24 protein-coding genes are annotated in these 24,877 nt (G+C 37.3%); 6 read left to right on the forward strand and 18 right to left on the reverse strand.

Annotated features, from left to right (window positions below):
* Positions 1–560: 560 nt before the first annotated feature.
* On the forward strand, positions 561–2,033 hold the full coding sequence (gene guaB, locus ACOH2D_RS16750) for an IMP dehydrogenase (RefSeq protein ID WP_449535961.1): 1,473 nt from the start codon (positions 561–563) through the stop codon (positions 2,031–2,033).
* A 120-nt stretch (positions 2,034–2,153) separates the two neighbouring features.
* Here guaB and ACOH2D_RS16755 read toward each other — a convergent pair whose 3' ends face one another.
* Positions 2,154–2,654, reverse strand: a complete 501-nt coding sequence (locus ACOH2D_RS16755; protein WP_348036296.1) for a GreA/GreB family elongation factor — start codon at positions 2,652–2,654, stop codon at positions 2,154–2,156.
* Positions 2,655–3,271: 617 nt separating this feature from the next.
* Here ACOH2D_RS16755 and ACOH2D_RS16760 point away from each other — a divergent pair.
* Positions 3,272–4,093: an HAEPLYID family protein gene (locus ACOH2D_RS16760; protein ID WP_449535962.1), complete on the forward strand. Its 822-nt coding sequence runs from the start codon at positions 3,272–3,274 to the stop codon at positions 4,091–4,093.
* 121 nt (positions 4,094–4,214) lie between these two features.
* Here the strand turns inward: ACOH2D_RS16760 and ACOH2D_RS16765 are convergent, their stop codons facing one another.
* Positions 4,215–4,613, reverse strand: a complete 399-nt coding sequence (locus ACOH2D_RS16765; protein WP_449535963.1) for a GlcG/HbpS family heme-binding protein — start codon at positions 4,611–4,613, stop codon at positions 4,215–4,217.
* Positions 4,614–4,901: 288 nt separating this feature from the next.
* On the opposite strand from ACOH2D_RS16765, the gene ACOH2D_RS16770 reads away from it, so the two are divergent.
* On the forward strand, positions 4,902–6,077 hold the full coding sequence (locus tag ACOH2D_RS16770) for a dicarboxylate/amino acid:cation symporter (protein WP_348038788.1): 1,176 nt from the start codon (positions 4,902–4,904) through the stop codon (positions 6,075–6,077).
* 509 nt (positions 6,078–6,586) lie between these two features.
* Here the strand turns inward: ACOH2D_RS16770 and ACOH2D_RS16775 are convergent.
* The 3 genes from ACOH2D_RS16775 to ACOH2D_RS16785 form a co-directional block, all read right to left on the reverse strand.
* The gene (locus ACOH2D_RS16775; RefSeq protein ID WP_348038790.1) at positions 6,587–6,811 is read right to left on the reverse strand and encodes a hypothetical protein; all 225 of its coding nucleotides are present in this window, start codon (positions 6,809–6,811) and stop codon (positions 6,587–6,589) included.
* A 73-nt stretch (positions 6,812–6,884) separates the two neighbouring features.
* On the reverse strand, positions 6,885–7,391 hold the full coding sequence (locus ACOH2D_RS16780) for a GNAT family N-acetyltransferase (protein WP_348038792.1): 507 nt from the start codon (positions 7,389–7,391) through the stop codon (positions 6,885–6,887).
* Between the two features lie 46 nt (positions 7,392–7,437).
* A complete protein-coding gene (locus ACOH2D_RS16785) occupies positions 7,438–7,992 on the reverse strand; it encodes a hypothetical protein (protein WP_449535964.1) in 555 nt (184 codons plus the stop codon).
* A 610-nt stretch (positions 7,993–8,602) separates the two neighbouring features.
* On the opposite strand from ACOH2D_RS16785, the gene ACOH2D_RS16790 reads away from it, so the two are divergent.
* Both ACOH2D_RS16790 and recQ read left to right on the forward strand, forming a co-directional pair.
* Positions 8,603–11,290 carry a TonB-dependent receptor gene (locus ACOH2D_RS16790; RefSeq protein WP_449535965.1) on the forward strand — a complete coding sequence of 896 codons (2,688 nt, stop codon included), beginning with the start codon at positions 8,603–8,605 and terminating at the stop codon, positions 11,288–11,290.
* A gap of 415 nt (positions 11,291–11,705) precedes the next feature.
* A complete protein-coding gene (gene recQ / locus ACOH2D_RS16795; RefSeq protein WP_449535966.1) occupies positions 11,706–13,490 on the forward strand; it encodes a DNA helicase RecQ in 1,785 nt (594 codons plus the stop codon).
* 94 nt (positions 13,491–13,584) lie between these two features.
* Here the strand turns inward: recQ and ACOH2D_RS16800 are convergent, their stop codons facing one another.
* From ACOH2D_RS16800 to ACOH2D_RS16860, 13 genes are all read right to left on the reverse strand, one after another.
* On the reverse strand, positions 13,585–14,502 hold the full coding sequence (locus tag ACOH2D_RS16800; protein WP_449535967.1) for a T9SS type A sorting domain-containing protein: 918 nt from the start codon (positions 14,500–14,502) through the stop codon (positions 13,585–13,587).
* A 158-nt stretch (positions 14,503–14,660) separates the two neighbouring features.
* Positions 14,661–15,035 carry a DUF2200 domain-containing protein gene (locus ACOH2D_RS16805; protein ID WP_449535968.1) on the reverse strand — a complete coding sequence of 125 codons (375 nt, stop codon included), beginning with the start codon at positions 15,033–15,035 and terminating at the stop codon, positions 14,661–14,663.
* 238 nt (positions 15,036–15,273) lie between these two features.
* Positions 15,274–15,828, reverse strand: coding sequence for a dihydrofolate reductase family protein (locus ACOH2D_RS16810; protein ID WP_348036551.1), 555 nt, complete (start codon positions 15,826–15,828; stop codon positions 15,274–15,276).
* Between the two features lie 30 nt (positions 15,829–15,858).
* Positions 15,859–16,323: a VOC family protein gene (locus ACOH2D_RS16815; protein ID WP_348036552.1), complete on the reverse strand. Its 465-nt coding sequence runs from the start codon at positions 16,321–16,323 to the stop codon at positions 15,859–15,861.
* 1 nt (position 16,324) lies between these two features.
* Complete coding sequence (locus ACOH2D_RS16820; RefSeq protein WP_348036553.1) at positions 16,325–16,837, reverse strand: DUF4199 domain-containing protein; 513 nt, start codon at positions 16,835–16,837, stop codon at positions 16,325–16,327.
* Between the two features lie 7 nt (positions 16,838–16,844).
* Complete coding sequence (locus tag ACOH2D_RS16825) at positions 16,845–17,396, reverse strand: DUF4287 domain-containing protein (protein WP_449535969.1); 552 nt, start codon at positions 17,394–17,396, stop codon at positions 16,845–16,847.
* Between the two features lie 4 nt (positions 17,397–17,400).
* On the reverse strand, positions 17,401–17,823 hold the full coding sequence (locus ACOH2D_RS16830) for a DUF1801 domain-containing protein (RefSeq protein WP_449535970.1): 423 nt from the start codon (positions 17,821–17,823) through the stop codon (positions 17,401–17,403).
* Positions 17,824–17,862: 39 nt separating this feature from the next.
* On the reverse strand, positions 17,863–18,192 hold the full coding sequence (locus ACOH2D_RS16835) for a putative quinol monooxygenase (protein WP_449535971.1): 330 nt from the start codon (positions 18,190–18,192) through the stop codon (positions 17,863–17,865).
* A gap of 367 nt (positions 18,193–18,559) precedes the next feature.
* The gene (locus ACOH2D_RS16840; RefSeq protein ID WP_449535972.1) at positions 18,560–18,934 is read right to left on the reverse strand and encodes an SRPBCC domain-containing protein; all 375 of its coding nucleotides are present in this window, start codon (positions 18,932–18,934) and stop codon (positions 18,560–18,562) included.
* A gap of 14 nt (positions 18,935–18,948) precedes the next feature.
* The gene (locus ACOH2D_RS16845; RefSeq protein ID WP_348038639.1) at positions 18,949–19,383 is read right to left on the reverse strand and encodes a VOC family protein; all 435 of its coding nucleotides are present in this window, start codon (positions 19,381–19,383) and stop codon (positions 18,949–18,951) included.
* 524 nt (positions 19,384–19,907) lie between these two features.
* Complete coding sequence (locus ACOH2D_RS16850) at positions 19,908–20,447, reverse strand: SRPBCC family protein (RefSeq protein WP_348038641.1); 540 nt, start codon at positions 20,445–20,447, stop codon at positions 19,908–19,910.
* A 293-nt stretch (positions 20,448–20,740) separates the two neighbouring features.
* Entirely contained in the window at positions 20,741–21,163 is a 423-nt protein-coding gene (locus tag ACOH2D_RS16855; RefSeq protein WP_449535973.1) for a VOC family protein, read from the reverse strand.
* Between the two features lie 30 nt (positions 21,164–21,193).
* Positions 21,194–21,622 carry a VOC family protein gene (locus ACOH2D_RS16860; RefSeq protein WP_449535974.1) on the reverse strand — a complete coding sequence of 143 codons (429 nt, stop codon included), beginning with the start codon at positions 21,620–21,622 and terminating at the stop codon, positions 21,194–21,196.
* 644 nt (positions 21,623–22,266) lie between these two features.
* Between ACOH2D_RS16860 and ACOH2D_RS16865 the strand changes: the two genes are divergently transcribed.
* A complete protein-coding gene (locus tag ACOH2D_RS16865; protein WP_348038647.1) occupies positions 22,267–24,039 on the forward strand; it encodes an ABC transporter ATP-binding protein in 1,773 nt (590 codons plus the stop codon).
* The last annotated feature ends 838 nt before the right edge of the window (positions 24,040–24,877 follow it).

The following is a 24,877-nucleotide window of genomic DNA, read 5'->3' on the forward strand; positions in this document are numbered from 1 at the left end:
AAGTTTAAACCACCTCGTCTTCTGCTTCTTTCTAAAGCAGAATCCACTCCTCCTTAAAAAGGAGGAGAATTTTAGATTGCACTTTTGTTTTTAAATTTTTGACTAGTCAAAAATTCCTTTCCTTTTTTCAAGGAAAGGTGGATTTAAACTCAGCAAAGAGCTTAAAGACGGAAGGGTTACGTATTATAAACGTCTCAATTTTTAAAATATAATTCGTACTATTCATCCATAAAGTTTAAACCACCTCGTCTTCTGCTTCTTTCTAAAGCAGAATCCACTCCTCCTTGCAAAGAAGGGGAAGTTAACTTTGTGAAATCTGGGATTTCATCTTATAGAATAAATGATTTTTATTCAATCTGAAAATCAACAATCAAAAATGAGCAATCAACAATCTATAATGAGACAAAACAGTCCATTTCAACAACTCCAATTCAAATAGGGATCTTGCTTCTGGTTTTTAATTTATTTTAATCAGAAATAAAGTATAGACTATAGGAAAATTTTAAGACTAATTACCATAAATATTCCGTAGATTTGCACGCAATTAAACCGTAATTGCAATGACAGCACACGAAAACAAAATAGTAGGCGAAGGATTGACCTACGATGACGTTTTACTAGTTCCAGCTTTTTCTGAAGTTCTTCCTAGAGAAGTCAATATCCAAACTCAATTTACCCGTAATATAAAGATTAATATTCCTATTGTATCCGCTGCTATGGATACCGTTACTGAAAGTGCTATGGCCATTGCCATGGCGCGAGAAGGTGGTATTGGGGTGTTACATAAAAACATGAGCATTGAGCGACAGGCCAATGAAGTCAGGAAAGTGAAACGTGCCGAAAGTGGCATGATCATCGATCCTGTGACTTTGCCTTTGACTGCAACCGTTCAGGATGCCAAACAGAACATGGCCGAACATAGCATTGGTGGTATTCCTATCATTGATGATCATGGCATTTTAAAAGGAATTGTTACCAATCGTGATTTACGTTTTGAAAAAAATGGTTCACGTCCGATTGTGGAAGTCATGACCAAAGATAATTTGGTGACTGCTCCGGTTGGGACTTCTTTGCATGATGCAGAAGGGATTCTTCAAAAGAACAAAATCGAAAAACTACTGATTGTTGACGAGAATTATAATCTTGCGGGTTTGATAACCTTTAGAGATATTACAAAATTAACAACCAAGCCCATTTCTAATAAAGATACTTTTGGTCGTTTGCGCGTCGCTGCAGCCATTGGTGTAACGGGTGATGCGGTAGAAAGGGCAGAGGCTTTAGTGAAATCTGGAGTGGATGCTGTGATTATTGATACGGCTCACGGCCATACCAAAGGAGTGGTAACCGTTTTGAAAGCTATCAAAAAACAATTCCCTGATCTTGAAGTTGTAGTTGGTAATATTGCCACTGCAGAAGCGGCTAAATACTTGGTGGAAGCTGGTGCTGATGCCATTAAAGTTGGTATTGGTCCAGGGTCTATTTGTACAACACGTGTAGTCGCAGGTGTGGGGTATCCACAATTTTCTGCGGTATTGGAAGTTGCTGCAGCTATTAAAGGTTCTGGTGTGCCGGTAATTGCTGATGGTGGTATTCGCTATACAGGCGATATTCCTAAAGCTATTGCTGCTGGTGCTGATACGGTTATGTTAGGGTCGTTGTTGGCAGGAACTAAGGAGTCTCCAGGAGAAACCGTTATTTATGAAGGACGAAAATTCAAAACTTACCGAGGCATGGGATCTGTTGATGCCATGAAACAAGGTAGTAAGGATCGTTATTTTCAGGATGTGGAGGATGATATTAAAAAATTAGTGCCAGAAGGAATTGTAGGACGTGTGCCATACAAAGGCGATTTGTTTGAGAGCATCCACCAATTTATTGGAGGTTTGCGTGCTGGAATGGGCTACTGTGGTGCGAAAGACATTGAAACGCTAAAAGAAACTGGACGTTTTGTCAAAATTACGACGTCAGGCATCAATGAAAGCCATCCACACGATGTGACCATTACTGAGGAATCTCCTAATTACTCAAGATAATTATCTTCTGTAGAAACAGAATGACAATAAATTAAAAACACGACTTTCAATGGTCGTGTTTTTTGTTTAAATACTATTAATATCGTTTTGTTAAACTTGAAAAGGGAATTGCAATCCATCTTAGTAAACAATTTTCATAACTTCAAAAATTCGATCTTCTTTGGCCAATTTCAAAACTGCTTTTTCTCCAACTTTTTTGTCCGTCAATAATTTTGCAATGGGAGAAATGAATGAGATTTTACCTTTAGAGATATCGGCTTCATCAACGCCTACAATCTGATACTGCTGGAGTTTCTTTTCATTTCCGATTTTTAAAGTGACCAAGGCTCCAAAACGCACTTCATGTTGTGGTTGTAGGTTGAGATCTACTATTTTGGCCGTTGCAATTCGGTTGGTCAGAAGCTGTAATTTCGCGTTGATATGGTTGGTAGCAATGCGTTTTTCACTTTCGTTTGTTATTTTCAAGTTTTCGCGCTCGGCAATTAACTGTTCTTTTTCTTTGAGAAGTTCGTCCATTCCATTTGGCGTCACATAATTGATGACACCTTCTGGCAAGTCTGCTCTTGGTGGTACTAATGGTATTTCTTCTTGATCATCTTCTTTTACAAATCCTCTGCTCATGGTTTACTTTATTAATGTGCTCAATGCTCTGTTACTTTAAAATTAAGGAATTTAGAATACTTTCCAAAGTGAAAGGTTAGATATAAAACTTAGCGCTCTTTTATTTATGATGAGCATCAGTCCTAAATGGCAGTCAATAAATTTTAAAAATAGATGAATCTATGAGGTATGTTGTTTGAATATATCTGACATAAAAGTCGGCTTTATGAAGTTTTCAAATCGGTGTTTTATTTTTGGACTCCTTCTTCCTAAGTTCTTTAAGACCACTAGTACTGTCATGGCCCCTGCAAATAGACCGAGTTCTGATAAGAAATCTGTTGTGGAAGACTTTGAAAATTATCTAAAAATTTGGCATAAAAAAAATCAACTTAATTCGTAAATGTGCTAAATTTGTTTCAACTTCCTAATCAGCATGAATTAATGCGATTGTATTAAAAACAGACCTACTTTCTTATACGTTCCCATTTGTTGCAACCATGATATGTAATGATTTTTAAATTGAATTTCTAAACAACTAGTTGATTAAAAGAAATAGTAGATATCTACTAATAAACTGAATTAAATCCAATTTCATACCGCTTCACATTCTTGGTTTGTGCAATTTAAACTCAATTAAAATGGAAGAAAAATGGAATACTAGAAATGAAATGTTGATCATGGCCTTCGTGCTTATAAGCGCTATAGGCTTTTCACAAACAGATAATAAGCCAAAAGTTCTTGATAAGGTAAAACATATCGAACCACTTTATATAGATTTGGTTAGAGATCTTGGCGCGAGAAAAGGTGAAAAGGAACTCAATATTGCCGGCGATTTTACCAACGTAAAACATGGTTACAGTGAATATGGACTCTTGGCGGAATATGAATTTGCGCCTATAAACCGATTGGGACTAGAAATAGAAACTGATTTTATATTTTACAGGCGTACGACTTCTGCGATTGCAATACCTGAAAACGCACTCGAAAACTTGAGATTATCTGCACAATACTCCTTTTATGTCTCAACAAAATACAATACCACACTAGCACTAGGATATACACAGGTTTTTGATTTTACCGATTTTAAGAGCTATGGCGATAGCCAGTTTGTTACGGGCTTGGTTTACAGTCCGTTTTTCGTTGCAGCTAAACGCTGGGGCAATAATTTTCATACTTTACTGCTTACGGGACCCTTATTTAGGCATGACTTCCATACGGATTTTACTGATGTCGATTGGCAAATTAATGTCTCGTTTTTTTACAGTATACCAAACTCCTCACATTTTGTGGGCATAGAGTTTAATAAGGAATTAGTGCACGGAGATCTTGATTTGGTCATGCGGCCACAAGCAAAATTGCAAATCAAACATGATCTGGCCATAGGTTTTGTAGCCGGGTTTCCTTTGACTAAAAGTGAAAATGGATTCAGTTCGTTTTTTAGAGTGATTTACGAATTGTAAACCATTGATTAACTCTGAAGTTATTTGGTGAAATCAACCATTTTTTTATGAGATAAAAAACAAATAAAAAGAGGATAATTAAAGCTAATTATCCTCTTTTCATTGAGTGAAAATTCAATATTTAGATGGTTTCTGCTCCAGCACTTGCTACGGCATGATCATTTTCGACTGAACTGCCACTCACGCCGATAGCGCCGATGATTTCGTCGTTTGAATTTCTGATTGAGACACCTCCTGGGAAGTTAATTAATCCGTTGTTAGCATGTTCAATGTTATATAAAGAACCTCCTGATTGTGATAATTCGCCAATAATGCCTGTATTCATATCGAAAAAACGAGCTGTTTTTGCCTTTTTAATTGCGATGTCAAGCGAGCCTAACCGTGCGTCTTCCATTCTTGCAAAAGCAACTAAGTTTGCGCCTGCGTCATCAACGACGATATTCATTTTTGTATCGACTGCAACGGCTTTTTGTTTTGCAGCCGCGATTGCTTTTTCTGCTTGTTCCAAGGTAATATTCATAAGGACTGTTTTTTAGTGTTCATATTTCTAATACAAATACACTGGGAAGGTGTGGCATTGGCTGCTTATTAAAACCGTTCAATAGCTTGTGAAACAGGTCAATACAGTTTTTATTCATCAAGAAGCATCTAAAGTCTTTTCATCTCTGGAATGAGTACGTTAAATAGTTGGTATTTCCTCTTAAAAAAGAGCGGTCATAACGCTAGGTTCTCACTTTGGCTGTATATTAGCAAACTTAAAATAATCACAGAGGACAACTTGCGTCTTTTTATTTAATAGCATATTACCATGAAGCGTTTATTTTCGAACTTACTATTTAAAGTTTTTATTGCCATTGTATTAGGTATTGTTTTTGGACTGTATTTACCAGAGTCCATCAACCGAATATTTACCACCTTTAATTCGTTTTTCGGGCAGTTTTTAAGCTTCTCTATTCCTTTGATTATTATGGGATTGATCATGCCTGCCATTTCTGATTTAGGCAAAGGTGCTGGCAAATTATTATTGCTTACTGTGGCCATTGCTTACGGATCGACCCTGTTTTCTGGATTTTCGACTTATTTCATAACCTCGGGTATATTCCCATCGCTTTTAGAATCGCACGTTAACGATGTCGCACAGGTTGCTGATCCAGGCCGTGAACTCACACCCTATTTTAGTATTAATATTCCGCCCATATTAGATGTCATGTCTGCATTGGTGCTGGCTTTTATCATTGGTTTAGGCTTGTCTTTTCAAGAGAATTCCAGTTTGAAATTGGTCGTAAGAGATTTTGAAAAGATCATTATGCAAGTAATCGAGAAGATTATCGTGCCACTTTTGCCACTTTTTATTTTAGGCATATTTGCCAGTATGGCTTTCAATGGTCAGGTGTTTTCTATCCTTAAAGTGTTTATCAGTATTATTGGCGTCATCTTCGCCTTACATATTGTTCTTTTATTGCTTCAGTACACCATTGCGGGCGCCTTTACAAAAAGAAATCCGATTAAGTTGTTGGGCAACATGATTCCGGCTTATTTTACAGCATTGGGAACGCAGTCTTCCGCAGCTACTATTCCGGTAACTTTGGAGCAGACCTTAAAAAATGGTGTTTCCGAAAAAATTGCAGGCTTTGTGATTCCATTGTGTGCGACCATTCACTTATCAGGGAGTATCATGAAAATTACTGCTTGCGCGATGGCTTTAATGATTTTACATGGGATGCCTTTTAGTTTTACACTCTTTGCCGGATTTATCTTTATGCTTGGAATTGCTATGGTTGCAGCACCCGGAGTTCCTGGGGGTGCCATTATGGCTGCGGTAGGAATCTTACAGTCGATGTTAGGTTTTAATGAGGAAATGATAGGATTAATGATTGCCTTGTATATTGCAATGGATAGTTTTGGAACCGCTTGTAATGTTACTGGTGATGGCGCGATTGCCATTGTTGTAGATAAAATTACCAAAGAGAAATTGGTGGCTTAAATTTATATGACGATTTTAAAAATCTAGTTGATCATTGGTACAATACAGTCTAAAAACTAAGATGTTTCTTTAAGAATTTGTTTTTAATTAGACAGATCCGTCGGACGTATTCCAAACTTGTTTTTAAAGGCACTATTGAAGTAAGAAAGATTGTTATAGCCAATATTCTAATAGATATCCGATGCTTTTAAGTGACCTCTTCCAGAATTTCTTTTGCTTTTTGCAGACGTTTATCCTGAAGCCATTTTCTGGGAGATTTTTTATATGCACTAATAAAATGGCGTTTAAAGGCTGAAAGGCTCATGTTGGATAAAAAGGAAATTTCCTCTAATTTCAAATTGGAATGTATTCTACCTTCAATGATCTGCTTAAAGGAGGAACTCTTATCAGCGATTGTAAATAACTTAGATTTTGGTATGTTTCTCTAAAAACTCTTGAAGTACTTTTTCAGAGAAAAAGATAAGTTTACAGTAATGGATGGCTTCTATTTCGAGTAATTCCGTCCAGAGTCAATTTCCTTTTTTCAGCAATAAAGATTGGTCTTTGTTAACCGCAATAGAGTTTCCTGCAAAGTAAACCTGTTTTTTTCCAACTTGCAGAAAACTGAACATATTCATGCTTAAGTGGACTTTGCTCTTAACTACGTCACTGGTCATTTTAAAATCATAGCCTAATAAATCCAGTCTCTGGTTCGTCTTGGGAATATAGATTTCTGGAATATTTTCTATGGGCATTGGCGATTTTTTTTAACGAATGATGGGTTATGGACTGTGCGAATTGTTTCTTAAAACCGTTTTAAACTTCGGATTATAATTTAATTTCAAACAGACTGAAAGGACCCTCTTTATAATGTTCAGGTAAATCACTGGTCCATTCTATACTACTGATGCCTTTATAGGTAAAGCCAGAATTCATATAATGTTTGTTTAATCGGTCGTTCCCGCTATGGGTATCCATTCTGATGAAGTCCACATCTCTTTCTTTTGCAAAATCTGTGGACCATTCCACAATCTTATTGATATAGCCTCGGCCTCTGAAATTTGGATGTGTGGCAATCCGATGCAAATAAATGGCCTTCTCCTGATCTGAATTTTTCCAAATGATGGGATCACTAAAAGTAATGACAAACGTACAGGCGATTTCGTCGGCATCAACAATCTTAAAATGTCGATTTTCATTGATTTCCTTTTCTACGAGTGCGCGTTCAAATCCGCTCCAGCTTTTATTGTTAACGGTTTTTTGATAGGCGGTTGCGGCGTCATAAAGTTTGAAAATTGCATCGATGTCGGCAAGTGTACTGTTTGTAATGGTCATTTTTTATGGTTTGATTAGGAATGGATAAAAGTGCATCCAATTGTTTTTAATTATTGAGAGGTATCGAAAAGCCAATTGCTAATGCTCCAACGAATTGTTGGGCGTTCTCATGAAAATAGTAGGTAAAAGCCACGTCAAAATTATGCTTTGGTCCTAATTCAAGTCCAATTGATAAAGGGATGTGCATGAGTAAACCGCTTTCTTCAATATAGGTCCAAGGCGTTATGGTTTCAAATGAGCCAACAGAGGCACCGATACCTATTTCCAAATAAGGCGCAACCCATGGGATAGGTGCTTTAAGTCGCGCTTTTCCCCCAATTAAAAATGCATTGGCATTTGATTTATATTCTGAAGGAAACCGTTTGTTCTCAATACTTTTGGTCAAAATTAAACCTGCGTAAGGTCTTAGGTCAATCCAAGAGGCAATGGAAAGGACGTATTCGCCTTGTAGGTAAAGGCCGGAACCATAAATATCAATATCGTCGAAGGGCGTGCTAATGCCGTAACCTACAGAGATATCAATTGATTTTTCTTTTACGAGTTGCGCTTTCGCTTGAGTAAATGCTAAAATAGCAAGAATTAGGATGTAGTTTTTTTTCATAGGTGTTAGGTCATTTTTGCTGGTAACTAGTGTAACATTGAGGTTGATGAACTTTCTGCGTAAAAATTAGTTCTAACTATAATGTACTCTGTGGTTGAAGCTAAAATAGGAATTATTTTTATATTTAGTGGGAAAGTGTCCATTACCATAAAAAACTAATAGGATTGCGAAGATGCGCCTTTTTATGTGTCATTGGCTTTATTATAAGTCTTATGATTTCTTCTAAATCGATAACCGACGGGAAGGTGTGAGATTTGTTGCTCTATCAATATGACGAATTTCACGAATTTTCACGGACTTAATCGTATTCTGCGAATTCTGACTCAAATTCTTCACTAAAAATTACACGAATAATCCGGACTTTTAGTCCTTTTTGAGAAGGTTGTTAAAATTATTTGGCGATGTTAGGACAATTCATGTAAAAAAAAAGGCATGCATTTAAAATATCGTTTTTGAGTGATAAACTCTTAAAAAGACTGACTTCTTGATGATTTTATGAACATTATTTAAATATTATGTTAATTAAATGTCTGAGTTTTTTATTTTATACTGACAGGAGTTGGGCGGATTTCAACTATATTTAACTTAACTAACTCAAAAACATCAACATATGAAACACCTCTTTATTTTGATGCTAAGCCTTTTTAGCATCAATTTTTGTTTGGCTCAGGCTGTCACAGGAACCGTTACGGATTCAGACGGGCAACCTATGGTCGGCGTGAACGTCATCGAAAAAAACACCACAAATGGTGTGGTGACCGATTTTGAAGGCCGATACAAAATTGCAGTGAGTGGCAGTGCTATTTTGGTATTTAGTTATGTGGGCTCCACTAGCCGAGAAGTCGCTGTAAATAATCGGACCGTGATTGACATTAGACTTGGAGAAAGCGTCGGTCTGGAAGAAGTGGTTGTAGTAGGCTCCAGAAGTCCTAAACGAACTGCAATGGATACTGCTGTTGCCATTGATGTCATTGACGTATCAGAAGTCACTACACAGGTTGGAAAGGTAGAAATTAACGAACTGTTACAGTATGCCGCGCCTTCTTTTAATGCCAACAAGCAATCGGGTAGTGATGGGTCAGATCATATTGATCCCGCTTCCTTGCGCGGGATGGGGCCAGACCAAACCTTGGTGTTGATTAATGGCAAACGCCGGCATCAATCGTCTTTAGTGAACTTGTTTGGAACCCGTGGTCGTGGCAATACGGGAACCGATTTGAATGCCATCCCGGCTTCAGCTATTAAACGTATTGAAATTTTGCGGGATGGTGCTTCGGCACAATATGGTTCTGATGCAATAGCAGGTGTTATTAATATCGTGTTGAAGGATGTGGTGAACGAGGTTTCTGGAAGTGTCAATTACGGAGTTTATAGCACGCATGCTGATGTCAATACTAGCGCTTTTCGAGAAGATAATTATGGCGTCTGGAATACTAAAGGTTTCCGTTTGGATACCAAAAAAGATGGCAACGCTATTGGGAAAGATAAAAATTTTGACGGTGGTTCTGTAAAAGTTACGGCGAATTATGGCGTTAAAGTAGGAGAGAAAGGTGGTTTTGCGAATTTTACGACTGAATATTTAAGTAAAAAACACACCTTACGCCCTACGTTTGATTTCAGAAAAGGTTTTGGAGAATCGGCCATTGATGGCTTTAATTTCTTTGGGAACTTTGCCGTTCCTGTTTCTGAAAAAACAGAGATTTATGCGTTTGGTGGACGAAATTATAGAGATACTGACGCCTATGCTTTTACCAGAAACGATGGTGAGCGCGTGGTGGAATCCATTTATCCAAATGGTTATACCCCACGAATCACCTCGATCATCACAGATAACTCTATCGTTGCTGGGATGCGAACAGAGACGAGCGATGGATGGAAAATTGACATTAGCAACACTTATGGCATCAACAATTTTCATTATTATATTAAAGGCACCCTAAACGCATCTTTAGAAGACGCATCACCTACGGACTTTGATGCTGGTGGCCATAGTTTAAGCCAAAACATAATCAATTTTGATTTTTCTAAATATTATGAAAATGTTTTAAGTGGAATGAACCTCGCCTTTGGTGCGGAATACAGAACTGAGAATTTTATAATTTTTGCCGGAGAAGCAGGATCTTATGGGACATTTACCGAAAGTGGTATTCTGATAACCGATCCAGCTACTCAAGTGCAAGCTGAAGATGATGATGGAAATCCGCGACCTGGAGGTTCACAAGGGTTTCCAGGGTATGCGCCAGCGAATGAGGTCAACAGAAGTCGAAGTAACGTTGCTTTATATGCCGATGCCGAATTTGATTTGTCAGAAAAATTCCTATTGAGTGCAGCGGCACGTTTTGAAAATTTTAGTGATTTTGGAAGTACCATTAATGGGAAATTAGCCGCGCGATTGAAAGCCACAGACCATATCAATATTCGGGGTTCGATCAGTTCAGGTTTTAGAGCGCCATCTTTGGCGCAAATATATTATAACCTCAGATTTACCAACTTTATTGGTGGTAGAGCCAGCGATCAACTATTGTCGCCCAATAATAGTCCCGTGACGAAATCCTTCGGAATTGGGCCACTTGCAGAAGAAAAAGCGTTTAATGCGGCATTAGGTTTTACGGCATCCTTCGGAGAATTTACGGCAACTGTGGATGGCTATCATATTAATGTCAAAGACCGCATAGTTTTAACCGGTACATTTGCATCTTCAGACATTCCTGGAGTGGATTCTGCACAGTTTTTTGCTAATGGCGTGGATACCAAAACCACAGGATTGGATGTCATTTTATCCTGGAAAACACCTATCGGAGCGGAAAGTACTTTCGGGGCCACATTTCTTGGAAATTTTAATGACATGAAAATTGATAAAGTTCTAAACGGCAATTTAAATGAACAAACGTTCTTTGGAGAGCGTGATAAAGCGTTTTTATTAGCATCGGCGCCAGGCAGTAAATTGAGTTTATCATTAAATTACAATAGAGGTTGGTTTGATGCTGGCATGACCTTGACACGATTTAGCGAAATCAAGTTGCTGGATTGGCAAGCCGAAGAAGATTCCGCCGACTATGGTGGATTTGAGCAGAAAATGATTGCAGCAACGGACGCTTATGGGGCAAAGATGGTTACCGACCTTAATTTAGGTTTTAAACTATCAAATAATTTAAAATTGAATATCGGCAGCAATAACCTCTTCAATATCTACCCAGATCAACAAGACGATTGGACTGAAGGTGGTGGGTATTGGGATGCCGTACAAATGGGATTTGGTGGCGCGTATTATTATGCCAAATTGAATTTCAGATTTTAATCCCTCCAGAGGTTTAATTCCCGGAAGTTGTTGGTTTAAAACATGTATAATACAAATCAAGCTGTGCACATCGCACGGCTTTTTTGTTGAAACTCATGCCAAAAGCAGTTTTTTATTTTCCGAGAATTCATTATTTCTCGTGAATCCCATTATTTCGTTGTAATTCAATATATGCTTTGTTGAAAACAAGCCAAACTACAGCACCCTGAAACCTTAGAAATCCATATCGAAATCAGTACCTTTGATGCCGCTTAAAAAGTTGATTTTAGCTTTTTTTATACAAAACTTGATGCCCTGAACTTTTAATGAATTTAATCTACAGGTCATTCATTTAGATTCTTGATTCATTGAGCTTTGTTTAGACATTCAGAATATACTTGAAAGCATGGCCAAGTGTCTTTTTAAAGAATAACAAATGATTACTACAGATACCACTTTAAAACTTTTAAAAACCCATTTCGGATACCGTACTTTTCGGCCTAATCAAGAACGCATTGTTCACGATATCATCAACGGGAATGATGTTCTGACCATTATGCCGACGGGTGGTGGAAAGTCGGTGTGCTTTCAGTTGCCGGCCCTGGCACTTCCAGGAACGGCGATTGTGATTTCGCCTTTGATTGCTTTAATGAAAGATCAAGTGGATGCGCTGTTGACCAATGGAATTCCTGCTGCCTATTACAATAGCAGTCAAGAGGTTTCTGTCCAGAATGAGACTCTTAAAAGATTGCAAGCAGGCGGCTTAAAGTTGATTTATGTGGCTCCAGAAAGTTTGAAAACGCTTTTCCCATATTTTTCTGACATAAAAATAAATTTAATCGCGGTTGATGAAGCCCATTGTATTTCGTCTTGGGGTCACGATTTTAGACCTGCTTATACCCAATTGGGGTATCTGAAAAAGCAATTCCCAAATAAACCGATAGCTGCATTTACGGCCACTGCCGATGGTGCGACCCAACAGGATATCATCACTCAGTTGAACATTAGGGAGGCTAAGGTGCATTTGTCCTCTTTTGATCGGAAAAATCTTTATTTGGAAGTGCGACCAGGAAATGATCGTATCAATCAGATAATAAAATTCTTGAAGACCCGACCCGACGAAAGTGGTATTATTTATTGTTTAAGCAGAAAAGGTACACAGGAGGTCACGGCTAAATTAAATAAAAGTGGTTTTAAGGCAAAAGCCTATCATGCGGGTTTAACCGCCGACAAACGAAACAGCATTCAGGAAAGTTTTATCAATGATAGAACGCCAATAATTGTCGCCACCATTGCCTTTGGGATGGGCATTGACAAAAGTAACGTGCGCTGGGTCATCCATTATAATATGCCTAAAAACATTGAAGGCTATTATCAGGAAATAGGTCGAGGAGGTAGGGACGGACTTCCGGCGTATAACATTTTGTTTTATTCGTATGCCGATGTGGTTCAGCTCAGGAAGTTTACAGAAGGTGCATCCAATGCCGACTATCAAATAGCGAAACTCAACCGCATGCAGCAGTTTGCTGAAGCTTTAAGTTGCCGTCGCATTGCGTTGCTCAATTATTTTGGAGAACATCATACCGAAAACTGTAACAATTGCGATGTCTGCAAAGCACCACCACAATATTTTGACGGCACGCTACTGACCAAAAAAGTGTGTTCGGCGGTTTATCGACTTAAAGAACTAGAGCCAACGGGTATGGTTATCGATTTGTTAAGAGGTGCCCAAAATGCTCAGATATTGAGTAAAGGCTATCAAAATATCAAGACCTACGGAATTCTTAAAGATATTTCTTGGTTGGATTTACAGCAATATATCATTCAGATGTTGAATCAAGGGATTTTAGAAATCCGCTTTCATGAGAACGGACGATTATTATTGACGCCGCTGGCCAATGCCGTTTTGTTTCAAGACCGGCAAGTCCGATTGGCTACACCTCAAAAACAAGTGCTTGCAACTAAGGAAGTGCGGCCTAAAAACATGATGGATTCCGAATTGTTTCAAAAACTGCGAGAACTCCGTTTGGCCATTGCGAAAGAAGCTAAAGTCCCTGCCTATGTCGTTTTTAGTGATGCCACTTTAAAAGATATGGAAGCAAGACGACCAAGGACTAAAACAGAATTCAAAGAGGTTTTGGGTATCGGAAAAGTAAAAGCGGAACGCTATGGCAAATACTTTTTAAAGGCTATTGCTATGTTTGAGTCGGAGAATTCCTAAGGATTTTAGTCTCGTAAATTTTAGACAGCTACCGCTCGTTTGTAACGCGGCTAGCGCTCGTTTTCAACGAGTGCTAGCAAAATCCAAATAAACCTTAGTGTGGGTTTAAGGTTTTCGCATCAATTTCGATGCGCATCAATTTAGCTGGAACTTTTATTTTTATGGGGCCCAGAGAAGCGCTAAATTTTTCATTTGAAAGATATAAACGATGGTTCATCGGTGTGATTTCAAATAGCGCAATGCCTTCCACTTGATGGCCTATGGTTAAGATATCTGATGTTTTTTCTGAGATGTTCCCAGAAAATATATCCAAACTATTCTTAGGGATATTATGGATGGTGTAAATAAATGGCGCTTCCGAAGTGCTGTAGCCTACAAGATAAATGACACTTTCATCAGGAGAATTATCGGCGCCCGTTATAAGTCCGTTGGTGTTGTAACTGCTAACTAAAACAGCGCTATGGGTGCCGCTAGTTTTTGGAATCGCATACATATTCGTTTGATTATCTGCCCAGTTTTTAGTTAATACAAGGAGTTTATCCCCATAACAAATGAGTCCTTCAGCATCCCAGTTCGTCATGTTTGTGCGACGCGTAAAATCAAGTTGGTCGGCATAAGAAAAGGCTATGATTTCCGCCTGCACGCTGCCATTATTAGTGTTGTAATCTTGTTTAGATATTTTATAAATCTTTAAATCGGTTCTATTTCCAGAGTTGTTTCCAATATCGCCGATATAGATATAAGACGCGTCTTGGGCAATATCTTCCCAATCTACATTGGAAGCATTTGATATTTCGACTGTTCTTGTGATAAGACCTGTGGTTGGATTTATTTCATATAATTCCGCTTTGCCACCACTGTCATTATGCGTAATGAGCTTGTCATTATAAAAAAGGAGTCCAGAACTTTCGTCTAAAGCAGGTGTTTGTAAATTTGTAATGTCCAAAGCAGTCTGGGCGCTGCTGCTTAATAAGCCAAGTAAGAAAATTAGTGAGGTAATTATTTGCTTCATTTAAAGTATATATTGGGAACACGTAATAAAAATTTCTCAAGTGAATAACTCTTTTAGTTTTCTCATATTGCGTTTGTTCGGATTTCTGAATTAATTCCCTCAGATGAGTTGGAGAAACCTAATTTGATTGAAATTTTTCGCAAGATGATTCTAAGCTTTTATGGTTTGCTTGCTACTCGCAAAACTTTTTCCATTGGGCGACCTTTGGCTAATTCATCGACCAACTTATCCAAATACCTTACTTGGCGGGTTAGGGGAGTTTCAATTTCTTCTATTCGATAGCCGCAAATAACACCTGTAATTAGTGTAGCATTTGGATTTAAAACTGCGGTTTCAAAAAATGTTTTAAAGGTAGCTTTCTCCTCAATAAGTTCTTGTATTTTGGTTTCGTTAAAACCCGTCAGCCATTCAATGACCTCATGCAGTTCAGCAATTGTTCGCCCTTTTTTTTCAACTTTGGTAATATAATGGGGATAAACCGAAGCAAATGTCATTTTTGAAATCTTATCATTATGTTCTTTTGTAGTCTGCATATGTTTAATTAAGTTTTGTATTCTTATTGTAAAAATGTAATAAAGTATGTTGGCGGTTCCATGATTATTTATAAGAATTGAAATGCTATATTATGAAACTTTTGCAATTTGTTCTGAAATGTCAAGAACAAATGCATTTAAAATGATGTCATATTAATTTAGATTCCACGACATTAAAATCAGTTTTTATCATATTACTGAATTTACAGTTTTTCATAGTTCATCATTCGTGAATTACTCATTGTTCAGGTATTGGAGCATAGTAAAGAATTATGGCGCCGCTACCGAATACCTTCTTCTTCAAAAGTTTAAATATTTTCCTGTCGCTGATGTTTTTAAACAATGGAGAACCTTTTCCTGCAATGACAGGGTGAATACAGAGTTGGAATTCATCAATTAAATTAAGATGCATTAATTGTATGATTAAACTCCGACTGCCAACTAAAATGTCCTTACCCGATTGTTGCTTAAGCTCTAAAACTGCCTCTTTAAGAGGTTGATGAGATAGTTTTGCACTGTGCCAATCCACATTTTTAAGGGTGTTGGAGAAAACAATTTTCGGAATGTTGTCCATTGCAAAAGCGAAGTCGTCCATTGATTTTTCGCCAGAAGGACTTTTTGCCAAATCTCGCCAGTATTCCATAAGATTATAGGTTATCCTTCCATAGAGAATGGTGTCAGCGTTTCGCAAGAGATCTGTATAATGTTGATGTATTTCATCATCGGGAATTATTGCAGTATGGTCACAAATCCCATCAATCGTCATATTGATGCCGGCAACTAGCTTCCTCATATTCTGCTTTGCTTTTAAATAGATTGTTTTTTATTTCGTGGTTTTCCCTCCCATTGCCGTAAATACCTTATCTATAGGTTCCCAAAGCTCTATTTTGTTGCCATCAGCATCCATAATGTGGACGAATTTTCCATAATCAAATGTTTCAATAGCGTCCACTATAGTCACGCCATTTGCTTTGAGTTTCTCAACCAAGCCATCAATATTTTGAACTCGGTAATTGATCATGAATTCCTTTTTTGAAGGTTCAAAATACTCACTTCCGTTTTTAAAAGGACTCCACTGTAGGTAATTGATTTCTTGCGGTCGGTTGGCATTTCTAAACTCAAAACTCGAACCCCAGTCATTTACTTCAAGCCCTAAATTTTCAGCGTACCAATCTCTAGTTTTTCCAGGATTATCTGAGAAAAAGAAAATGCCACCTATTCCTGTTACTCTAGGCGTTTTATCTTTTTCATTGTCTGCATCAGGTTTTTGCTCCTTGTGATCTTCCATACTAATTCATTTTTATAGTGTTTAATTTGATTTCCTTCCTGCTTCTAATAAAAATCATGGCTATTGCCGTAGTTATGACTCCCATAATAAATGAGAATATAGCCCCTTGAATAGCGTAGTTTTTATAGTTGAAATTAGCCTGTGCTTCTTCCGTTGTTTTATAATAGCCTATTTCTACAGAACGTTTTATGACGTTTGGGAAATATTCTGGCGTGATGACATAAGAGGTAATCCACTGTGTTAATGGACTTAATAGAGCAATAATTGCCGAGAGGATAATTCCTGAAACCAAGCCTTGCTTGTAGGATATTTGTCCTTTATAATCCTTTCGCTTTTTTTCTTTAAGCGCTAAAACCATCATCCAAATGGCAGGAATGGCAAATAAATTGGTCAGATATAAATGGTAGTCGATATATTTTCCATGAAGTCCACTTAGTTTTTCCAAAACCATCCAAAGTAATCCTACTACTGAAAAGATGATGGCCCATTTGATTTCTATTTTTCTGTTTGTCATAATCGTATTATTTGGCATTTTCGTAGGCGTTTTTAATCCAGTTTATTACTTCGCTGTCGATGTCATTAATATTAGCTATTTTGATTTTATGCGAACACATGGCGTTCGGTTTTTCGGCTTCCAATCTATCTGATGGCTCTTGTCCTTTTAGATTAATTCCGATTTCAAAACGTGTTTTAGTTGCGGGGCCTATTGTTGCAAATTGCTTGTTTCTGCGCAAACTGACATAAGCGTTTTTAGGTGCGATTTCGATATCATTACCGAAAGACACAATTTCTGAAATAAGCTTGTCATAAATCGGTATCAAATGCTCTTTTCCTAGGTACTGCGCTGTTATTAAATCATCGGTATTTTCTGCGGAGCCAGCATCAGAGGCTCTCGATTTGTGAGCCACAAGGTTTGCGAATCCATGGGTGAAGTCATGTTGCTCCTTAAGAAATTTAATGATTTCTCCGTGTTTTTCGAAGTTTTCTTTGGTTACAATTTCTACCCATTGTTCCAAAGATTTACCTGTGTTCTTGTACAGGTTTTCAATCATTGTTTGTGTTGCTTTATCCATGGACTTAATTGTGTTTTGTTTGCAGAAAGTCAATCGTCGATTTCATTAATTTCTTGAGGGTTTCTACCTTGATGTCTTCCAGTTTTTGGACATAGATACAACCTTTTCCCATTTTAAATTTACCCAAGTCTTTTAATAACTCCTCTTGACCAGCACAGCCTGAATACACATATAATGAAATAGCTGCTTTGCGTGGCGAAAAACCAACCAAAGGCCAATCGCCTTCTTGTTTACTTCTTTCAGATTGGTAATGGTATTGTCCAAAGCCAATAATGCTTGGGCCCCACATTTTAGGTTCGTATCCCGTATAATCTTGCATTATTTTCAATAATTCAAATCCGTCCGCTCTCTTTTTATCGGTATCTGCAAAGGTGTTGATAAACTCTTCAACGCTTGCATTGGTTTGTTTTGTTTTTATTTCAGCCATCCGTAATTATATTAGTTGGTTATAAGGTCGTAGGTAGTGTTAATTGGCTTTAAATTCCTTTTCTATTTTCCATTGTGAAATATGTGGTGGGCCAGCTAAAAACGCCCTAGAATCTTTCATGAAGTTTTGAAGCTGTGGCGTTTTGAAATGACTGGAATTATAATAATCAGAACTGCGCCATTCTTCATAAAGAAGAATTTTGTATTGATCATTTATATCAACATGGCGTTTTATATTCACAAAGTGCGGCTCCTGTTTAACTTGATTGATGAGTTCAGTGAAGCCAGAAAGAGCATCATCGGTTTTGGTAGGTTGAATTGTATATGCAACGAGCACAATTAAATTAACCGTGGTGTTTTCATCTTTCATGATAATTCTTTATAATTAAAAGCAGTATTGTCAAGAAAAGAATCAAGACCGCTTCGCTGTTAGAACCAAGAATCAAGACACAAACCCCAAAACACTTAAAGCATAGATTTTATAAATTTAAATTTACTAGGAAATTAGTGTTTTATTAGCATTTCCCAAAAATGAAAAATGTTGACATAAACGTACATAACGTTTAAAATCCTTTATCAGCATTATCTTTTGAAGGCCGACGAAATTTTTAACCGGACAACAATAAAATAAAGTTGAAAAGAAATAGGGAGAAACCTTTAAAGTGGTCTGTTCTATTTCTTTTTCATAAAATCAAATGCACCTTTTCGAAGTTGTACGCCATACTCCAAATAGGCCTTCATACAGGCAAGGAAATTTGCCCATCCCCCGAATTTTCTAAAGCCCATTTAAGGTTTTCTTCATTCATTTCCTTTCCGTGTTCGTTAACTCTTACGATGGTGCTATTGTCCTGTGATTTTTCCAAGAGGATTTTCACAACGGTCTCAGGATCCCAAACAAAGGAAATGGATCGATTGGCTTCAATTTTAATTTCTTTAATAGTAAACCTATCTTCAAATTCAGGGAATTTCCATAGCACTTCTTTTCCTGATTCGAGTGGCCCGCTACTTTCTGAAATAAAATATTTGGTCATTATTTCAGGATTTACAATTCCTTCAAAAACCTCTTCCACTGGTTTTTGAATTTGAATGGTCGCCTTAGGTTCTAATTTCATGCTATATGCCTTTTTTAATGTTGCTGTTGTGATTCAAAATTTACCATCCAATTGACACCAAATTTATCGGTAAACATACCGAAATAGGCTCCCCAAAAAGTGTCTGCCATGGGCATAGTTACTTGCCCGCCTGCTGAAAGTCCTTTAAACAGTTTGTCTGCTTCTTCTTTACTTTTAGGGTTTATTGAAATTGAAAAATTATTTCCTTGCACAAATGCAGGACCACAATCTCCACCTGTATCACTACCCATCAAAATGGTCGAGCCAATTGGCAAACTAACGTGCATAATTTTATTTCTGTCGGCTTCAGCAACTGTGTGATTGTCTCCTGCTGGCATATCGCCAAATCGTCCGATATAGGTGAATTCTCCGCCAAATACGGATTTGTAGAAGTTAAAGGCTTCTTCACAATTGCCGTTAAAGTTTAAATAGGTGTTTATTGTTGTCATTTCGTCGTATTTTAAATTCAGTTAATTTTCTGATAGTTTTTTTAGTTCTTGATATGCCAAAGTGAATATTTTATTCATTTAGTCAACATATTGCTCAACAGTTGACACATGGACTGTTAAGTTCTGTACTGTTTTCTATTGCTTTTATCTCATAACTTTCTAATGCATTTGTCCAGATTTACGAAGCTGCATCTAATGGTTCTTCTTCAAAATCTTTAAGTTCACCCAAATGTTTAAAAACCAATAATACATTGACTTTAAGTTTATCTATAACGCTGTGCATTTCGTCCCCGCGTGGCGTGAGTAAGTGGATCTGTTGCCTTGTTCAAAGCTGTCCGTTTTCTATTAACTTCCTTTAGAAAAAACGGAAGTCCACTTCTTGTTGTTGTTTTGTTCCCAGAGGGATTTACAAACTTTTTCTGTGGATGCTTTTATTTTGATTTTGAATGTTAGGTTTTGCATCTTATTTATTTATTGTCCCAATAAAAATCATTGCAATCTCGGTTACTACACTCTCTATGATTTTATTTTTCTAACTCTATTTTTAATTTAGATAATCCAGATTGTAAATCATCGCCAATCATTTTTTCAAAATCCATAAATAGCAGCCAGATATTGGTAGGATAGTTCATATGTCCGTTAAAGCCCCAAGTTACTTTGGTTTGATTATAGGCAATACTTTCAGTGGTCATAAATGCAGGTTCAGTAGCTTCAAATGGTTTCAGAAAACGAAGTTCAAAATCTAGGCGTTCACCTTCGTTAATTGCTTTTATTTCTTGTTCTCCCCAACCCACTTCGTCGTTATCGCTTTCCCATCGTGCCACAAAACCAACTGTTCCGTCAGTTCCACTATATGATTTTTTCATGTAAGGGTCAATGCTGTTCCATTTACTATAATTGTCCTGATTTTTCAGATATTTTATGTAGTCAAACACCTCTTGTTTTGGCTTGTTGATGACTATTTCTTTTTGAACTGTATAATCTTTTTTAACAAAAAGTGCCACAATTAAAGGCAATGCAATAATGACTACAAGTACGATTAAAATTTTCTTTAAGATTTTCATTTTTAAATAAACATTATAGGTTGGTTAGGTTTTAGTTATCATAACAACTGGCTAAGTTGATTTTGATATGCAAAGTGATACTTTTTGCAAGTGGTTGTTTGCTAGTAGCCATTGTTTTTCTTGGCGCTAACTATAAAAGTACAACATTCTATTTGGAAATATAGAGGGATTTTATATTGCTAAAAAATATAGTTTAGACTTATAAGCGCTCATTTTTTACATGACTAACTTAATCAGTCATTTTTCCAAGCTACTATTAAGCAGCTGTTGTTTTAGGTTTATACTTTACCATTTTACTTCGGGTCAAAATTGATCATCCATTCAATCCCGAACTTGTCTCTGAACATCCCGAAATAGGAGCCCCATGGACTGTCGCCAATAGGGACTTCAATAGCACCACCGGCTGAAAGTCCATTGAATATCGAGTCGGCTTCTTCCCGACTCTGTGCGTGAACAGATATTTTAGATCTGTTTTCATTTTCATTGACGCGACCCATACTTTCGGGAACGTCATTGGCCATCAGAACATTATTGCCAATAGGCAAAGCAATGTGCATTATTTTATTGGCCTCCTTTTCTGCAACGGGATATTCTGGGCTGGACATATCTTTGAAGCGCTTAACCAGCGCGAACTCTCCGCCAAATACAGATTTGTAAAAATTGAAGGCTTCTTCGGCATTGCCATTGAAGTTGATGTAAGGATTGATAAGTGCCATAATAATAATAATAATAATAATAATAATAATTTAAGGTTTAGTGTCATTCAGGTGTTCCTTTGGGAATTTTGAAATGTCCATATAGAATATTTCCCACGTATGGCCATCAAAATCTTCTATGGTTCTTTGTTGCATAAAGCCATAGTCTTTCATTTCAGTCGGTTCAATGCCACCTGCTTTTAAACCGCCTTTCATTATGTTGTTCACGGACTTAATGCTGTCTACTGATAATGAATAAAGGGCTGCTAAATTGGCTTTGGTGTCAGCAATGGGCTTGGTTGCAAAGGATGAGAACTTTTCATGGGTCAAAAGCATGACAAAAATGTTATCACTCCAAACCATACATTTCCCAGAGTCGTCAGAGAATTGTGGATTGTTAGATAAACCTAGTGCAGTGTAAAACGCCATGGACTTTTCGAGGTCGCTTACTGCTAAATTGATGAAGACTTGCTTATTCATGTGTTAATTGTTTAAAGATCTAAATTCAGTTAATATGTTTAGCGTTTTGTTTTGCTCTCATACGTTTAGTTAGTCCTTTCGTTAGGAAAATTAAATTGCTTTCTTGTCTGTTTTATCAATTCGCGAATGATCATAGCCAGGACTCATATAAACGTTCCTTTTTTAGAAGCTATTTACTTTTTGTCAAATTAGAGAGGGAGCTTAGCCTTCTAAAACATGAATTCAAGTGTCTGAAAGTTTGGGGAGATAACAAAGATACCATTGCCGACGCAATTTTTATATATCTCTTCTGTTAAAAATCAAGAGGTTAACAAGAAATAGATGGTGTTGACAAAGTGTTTTATGAAAATCCGATTATTTTCTTTTTAATTTTATAAAACTCATGCGTTAATAAATGAGTTGGAGCTTCAGTTTTTTGTCTTGAAATTTGATGAGGTTTTGATTCCTTGGGAGCTTCACTCGTTCAGACAAAGACCAGTGTCAATTATGTGCAAATTATCATGGAAATATTGAAAATCTTTAATTCTCTGAAGACGCTATTGGTTAACTCTATAAATTTTATAGTTCATACGTTTTTGATGAGGTTTGCGCATTTAAGCTTTCATTTATCAGTATTTTTACATCACTACTATTTATAAGGAAACATGCAGCATCTTAAAGAAACAGCGAAGGATACACATAAGTCACAGCCTAAAATCACAATGAAACACGCTTTCAGAACGATAATTTGGCCACGACGAAATATTGTTTTTATTGGTTTAATCCTGATTGTGATACGGAGTTTGTCCGGTTTGGTTTTACCGTGGCAGAGTAAAGTTTTGTTGGATGACGTGGTGCCGCACAAAGACTACTCACAATTATATACCCTAATCGCTATAGTCATAAGCGCCATAACCATTCAGGCCGTAACGTCCTATTTGTTGACCAGAATATTAAGCGTACAATCACAATATTTAATCAGCGAACTGAGATGTCAAGTACAGAAAAAAGTATTGTCCCTGCCGATCAGGTTCTTTGATAATGCCAAATCTGGTGCGCTTGTTTCACGGATAATGAACGATGTTGAAGGTGTTCGAAATCTGATTGGTACAGGTCTGGTACAATTAGTGGGCGGTTCCTTTACCGCTATTGTATCCTTGATTATTTTGATAAAACTGAATGCTTGGATGACACTCTTTGTATTTGTGCCCCTGTCCATATTTGGTTTTATTGCCTTGAAAGCCTTTAAATTTATTCGTCCAATTTTTAGATTGCGGGGAAAAATTAATGCCGAGGTCACTGGGCGGTTGACCGAAACACTTGCGGGCGTTCGTGTGATTAAAGCATTTAATTCAGAAAAACAAGAAAATATTGTTTTTGAAAAAGGGGTTGACAAATTGTATCAAAATGTCAAAAAGAGTTTAACCGCAACCGCTCTGATGACCAGTTCTTCCACGTTTTTAATTGGCGTCGCTACCACTGGAATTATGGGAATTGGGGGTTATTCGATGATGATTGGCGAAATGACCGTAGGTGATTTTTTATTCTTCACTCTAATCCTTGGTTTTATGATCGCTCCGATTGTGCAAATGAGTGATATCGGAAGTCAGCTCACAGAAGCATTGGCGGGTTTAGATAGAACGGAAGAACTGATGAATATGACCGCGGAAGAAGATGACAAAGAAAGAACGATTCAATTGCACACTTTAAAAGGCGATATTGAATTTAAGGATGTTTCATTTTCTTATGCTGAAGGGAAAGAAGTGTTACATAATATAAATTTTAAAGCGCCAGCGGGTTCTGTGACTGCTTTGGTAGGGAGTTCAGGCTCGGGGAAATCGACCATTGCAGGATTATCGGCGACATTTTTGACCCCAATATCGGGTAAAGTCACGATTGATAATCAGGATTTATCGAAAGTTAGACTAAGCAGCTACCGACAACATTTGGGGGTTGTTTTACAAGATGAATTTTTATTTGAAGGCACTATTCGTGAAAACATCATGTTCCCAAGACCCAATGCCACTGAAAAAGAATTGCATAAGGCCATAAACACAGCCTATGTCAACGAATTTACCGATAGGTTTGATGATGGTTTAGAAACCTTGATTGGCGAAAGAGGGGTAAAGCTTTCTGGTGGTCAACGCCAACGCTTAGCGATAGCTCGTGCTATTTTGGCCAACCCAAAAATTATTATTTTGGACGAAGCTACTTCAAGTTTAGATACCGAAAGTGAAGCATTAATTCAGAAAAGTTTAGCCGAACTCATAAAAGACAGAACCACTATTGTCATCGCCCATCGTTTAAGTACCATTAAAAAAGCAGATCAGATTTTGGTCATCGAAGCTGGCCATATTGTAGAACGTGGCACTCATGACCAATTAATTGCTAAAGAAGGTCGGTATTATGAATTATATACCTATCAATCCAAAATATAAATCATTGGGATCGTGCAGTTTATATTTTCGATTGGGTTGCCATTTTATAAGTTGACGCCGTGTCAGCGACTGGTGTTAAGCTGCATAATAGAATGTGGTAAGTTTCTTTTTGAGATAATTCGTCAGCGACTTTTTTAATTAAAGCCACAGTAAGTAGATTGTGTTTTTTTGAGTAAAATCTTTTCCTGCCGATTGGAAGATTCTGTGGATTTTAAATGAGGTTGATGCCTAAAGTTTTTTAAGTTTGAAATTATAATTGGAGGTGTTTTTTTAGCTTTCGCTTAAACTTTGTCGGTATGGTAGTTGACCTTATGAATACTCAACCACAAAGAATTATCAAGCTAATAATACAATGCGTGAAATTAATGCTTTTGGTTTTATGGGGTGGGGGTTTATTATAGATCAGTCACGGTACTTGTTGCAAATGAGCGCTAGCCATGGCAGTTTATTTCATTAGGGCGTTTGGTTCCCCGAAAAGGGTAACCACCGCGCTCTCGCCCCTCACTTTTTATGGTCGCTATGGCGCCCATAAAAGAGTTCAAGCAAAGGGCTCCATCGCTAACGCGGCTCAGTTAGCATTTATAAAATGATAGCGATTATATTCAAAGAGGAAGATTCTCTTTATACTATATTCCATCATGTCTTAAGTATGAGCTCGCGATGGTTTGCATGTGTTCTGTAAGAAATCATATTTAATCATAAAAAATCAGCGTCATCGGCGTTCCATTCGTTCAGTTCATTCAAGTGTCAACTCTTATATAATAAGGATGGAGCTACAATTTCCATATAATATAAGGAACAGTCAATTTCATTATGGCATTTGGTTTCCTGAAAAGGT

The sequence above is a fragment of the Gelidibacter sp. genome (assembly GCF_053579655.1).

What these genes read in the sequence shown, in the direction of transcription:
- ACOH2D_RS16865 (WP_348038647.1), top strand. Translation starts at nt 22,267, where the DNA reads ATGCAGCATCTTAAAGAAACAGCGAAGGATACACATAAGTCACAGCCT.
- ACOH2D_RS16775 (WP_348038790.1), bottom strand. Translation starts at nt 6,811, where the DNA reads ATGCCCATAGAAAATATTCCAGAAATCTATATTCCCAAGACGAACCAG.
- ACOH2D_RS16755 (WP_348036296.1), bottom strand. Translation starts at nt 2,654, where the DNA reads ATGAGCAGAGGATTTGTAAAAGAAGATGATCAAGAAGAAATACCATTA.
- ACOH2D_RS16780 (WP_348038792.1), bottom strand. Translation starts at nt 7,391, where the DNA reads ATGACCATTACAAACAGTACACTTGCCGACATCGATGCAATTTTCAAA.
- ACOH2D_RS16820 (WP_348036553.1), bottom strand. Translation starts at nt 16,837, where the DNA reads ATGACAAACAGAAAAATAGAAATCAAATGGGCCATCATCTTTTCAGTA.
- ACOH2D_RS16760 (WP_449535962.1), top strand. Translation starts at nt 3,272, where the DNA reads ATGGAAGAAAAATGGAATACTAGAAATGAAATGTTGATCATGGCCTTC.
- ACOH2D_RS16825 (WP_449535969.1), bottom strand. Translation starts at nt 17,396, where the DNA reads ATGGATAAAGCAACACAAACAATGATTGAAAACCTGTACAAGAACACA.
- ACOH2D_RS16815 (WP_348036552.1), bottom strand. Translation starts at nt 16,323, where the DNA reads ATGGAAGATCACAAGGAGCAAAAACCTGATGCAGACAATGAAAAAGAT.
- ACOH2D_RS16830 (WP_449535970.1), bottom strand. Translation starts at nt 17,823, where the DNA reads ATGGCTGAAATAAAAACAAAACAAACCAATGCAAGCGTTGAAGAGTTT.
- ACOH2D_RS16770 (WP_348038788.1), top strand. Translation starts at nt 4,902, where the DNA reads ATGAAGCGTTTATTTTCGAACTTACTATTTAAAGTTTTTATTGCCATT.
- ACOH2D_RS16805 (WP_449535968.1), bottom strand. Translation starts at nt 15,035, where the DNA reads ATGCAGACTACAAAAGAACATAATGATAAGATTTCAAAAATGACATTT.
- ACOH2D_RS16855 (WP_449535973.1), bottom strand. Translation starts at nt 21,163, where the DNA reads ATGGCACTTATCAATCCTTACATCAACTTCAATGGCAATGCCGAAGAA.
- ACOH2D_RS16845 (WP_348038639.1), bottom strand. Translation starts at nt 19,383, where the DNA reads ATGACAACAATAAACACCTATTTAAACTTTAACGGCAATTGTGAAGAA.
- ACOH2D_RS16850 (WP_348038641.1), bottom strand. Translation starts at nt 20,447, where the DNA reads ATGAAAATCTTAAAGAAAATTTTAATCGTACTTGTAGTCATTATTGCA.
- ACOH2D_RS16785 (WP_449535964.1), bottom strand. Translation starts at nt 7,992, where the DNA reads ATGAAAAAAAACTACATCCTAATTCTTGCTATTTTAGCATTTACTCAA.
- ACOH2D_RS16860 (WP_449535974.1), bottom strand. Translation starts at nt 21,622, where the DNA reads ATGAATAAGCAAGTCTTCATCAATTTAGCAGTAAGCGACCTCGAAAAG.
- guaB (WP_449535961.1), top strand. Translation starts at nt 561, where the DNA reads ATGACAGCACACGAAAACAAAATAGTAGGCGAAGGATTGACCTACGAT.
- ACOH2D_RS16840 (WP_449535972.1), bottom strand. Translation starts at nt 18,934, where the DNA reads ATGAAATTAGAACCTAAGGCGACCATTCAAATTCAAAAACCAGTGGAA.
- ACOH2D_RS16800 (WP_449535967.1), bottom strand. Translation starts at nt 14,502, where the DNA reads ATGAAGCAAATAATTACCTCACTAATTTTCTTACTTGGCTTATTAAGC.
- ACOH2D_RS16790 (WP_449535965.1), top strand. Translation starts at nt 8,603, where the DNA reads ATGAAACACCTCTTTATTTTGATGCTAAGCCTTTTTAGCATCAATTTT.
- recQ (WP_449535966.1), top strand. Translation starts at nt 11,706, where the DNA reads ATGATTACTACAGATACCACTTTAAAACTTTTAAAAACCCATTTCGGA.
- ACOH2D_RS16835 (WP_449535971.1), bottom strand. Translation starts at nt 18,192, where the DNA reads ATGAAAGATGAAAACACCACGGTTAATTTAATTGTGCTCGTTGCATAT.
- ACOH2D_RS16765 (WP_449535963.1), bottom strand. Translation starts at nt 4,613, where the DNA reads ATGAATATTACCTTGGAACAAGCAGAAAAAGCAATCGCGGCTGCAAAA.
- ACOH2D_RS16810 (WP_348036551.1), bottom strand. Translation starts at nt 15,828, where the DNA reads ATGAGGAAGCTAGTTGCCGGCATCAATATGACGATTGATGGGATTTGT.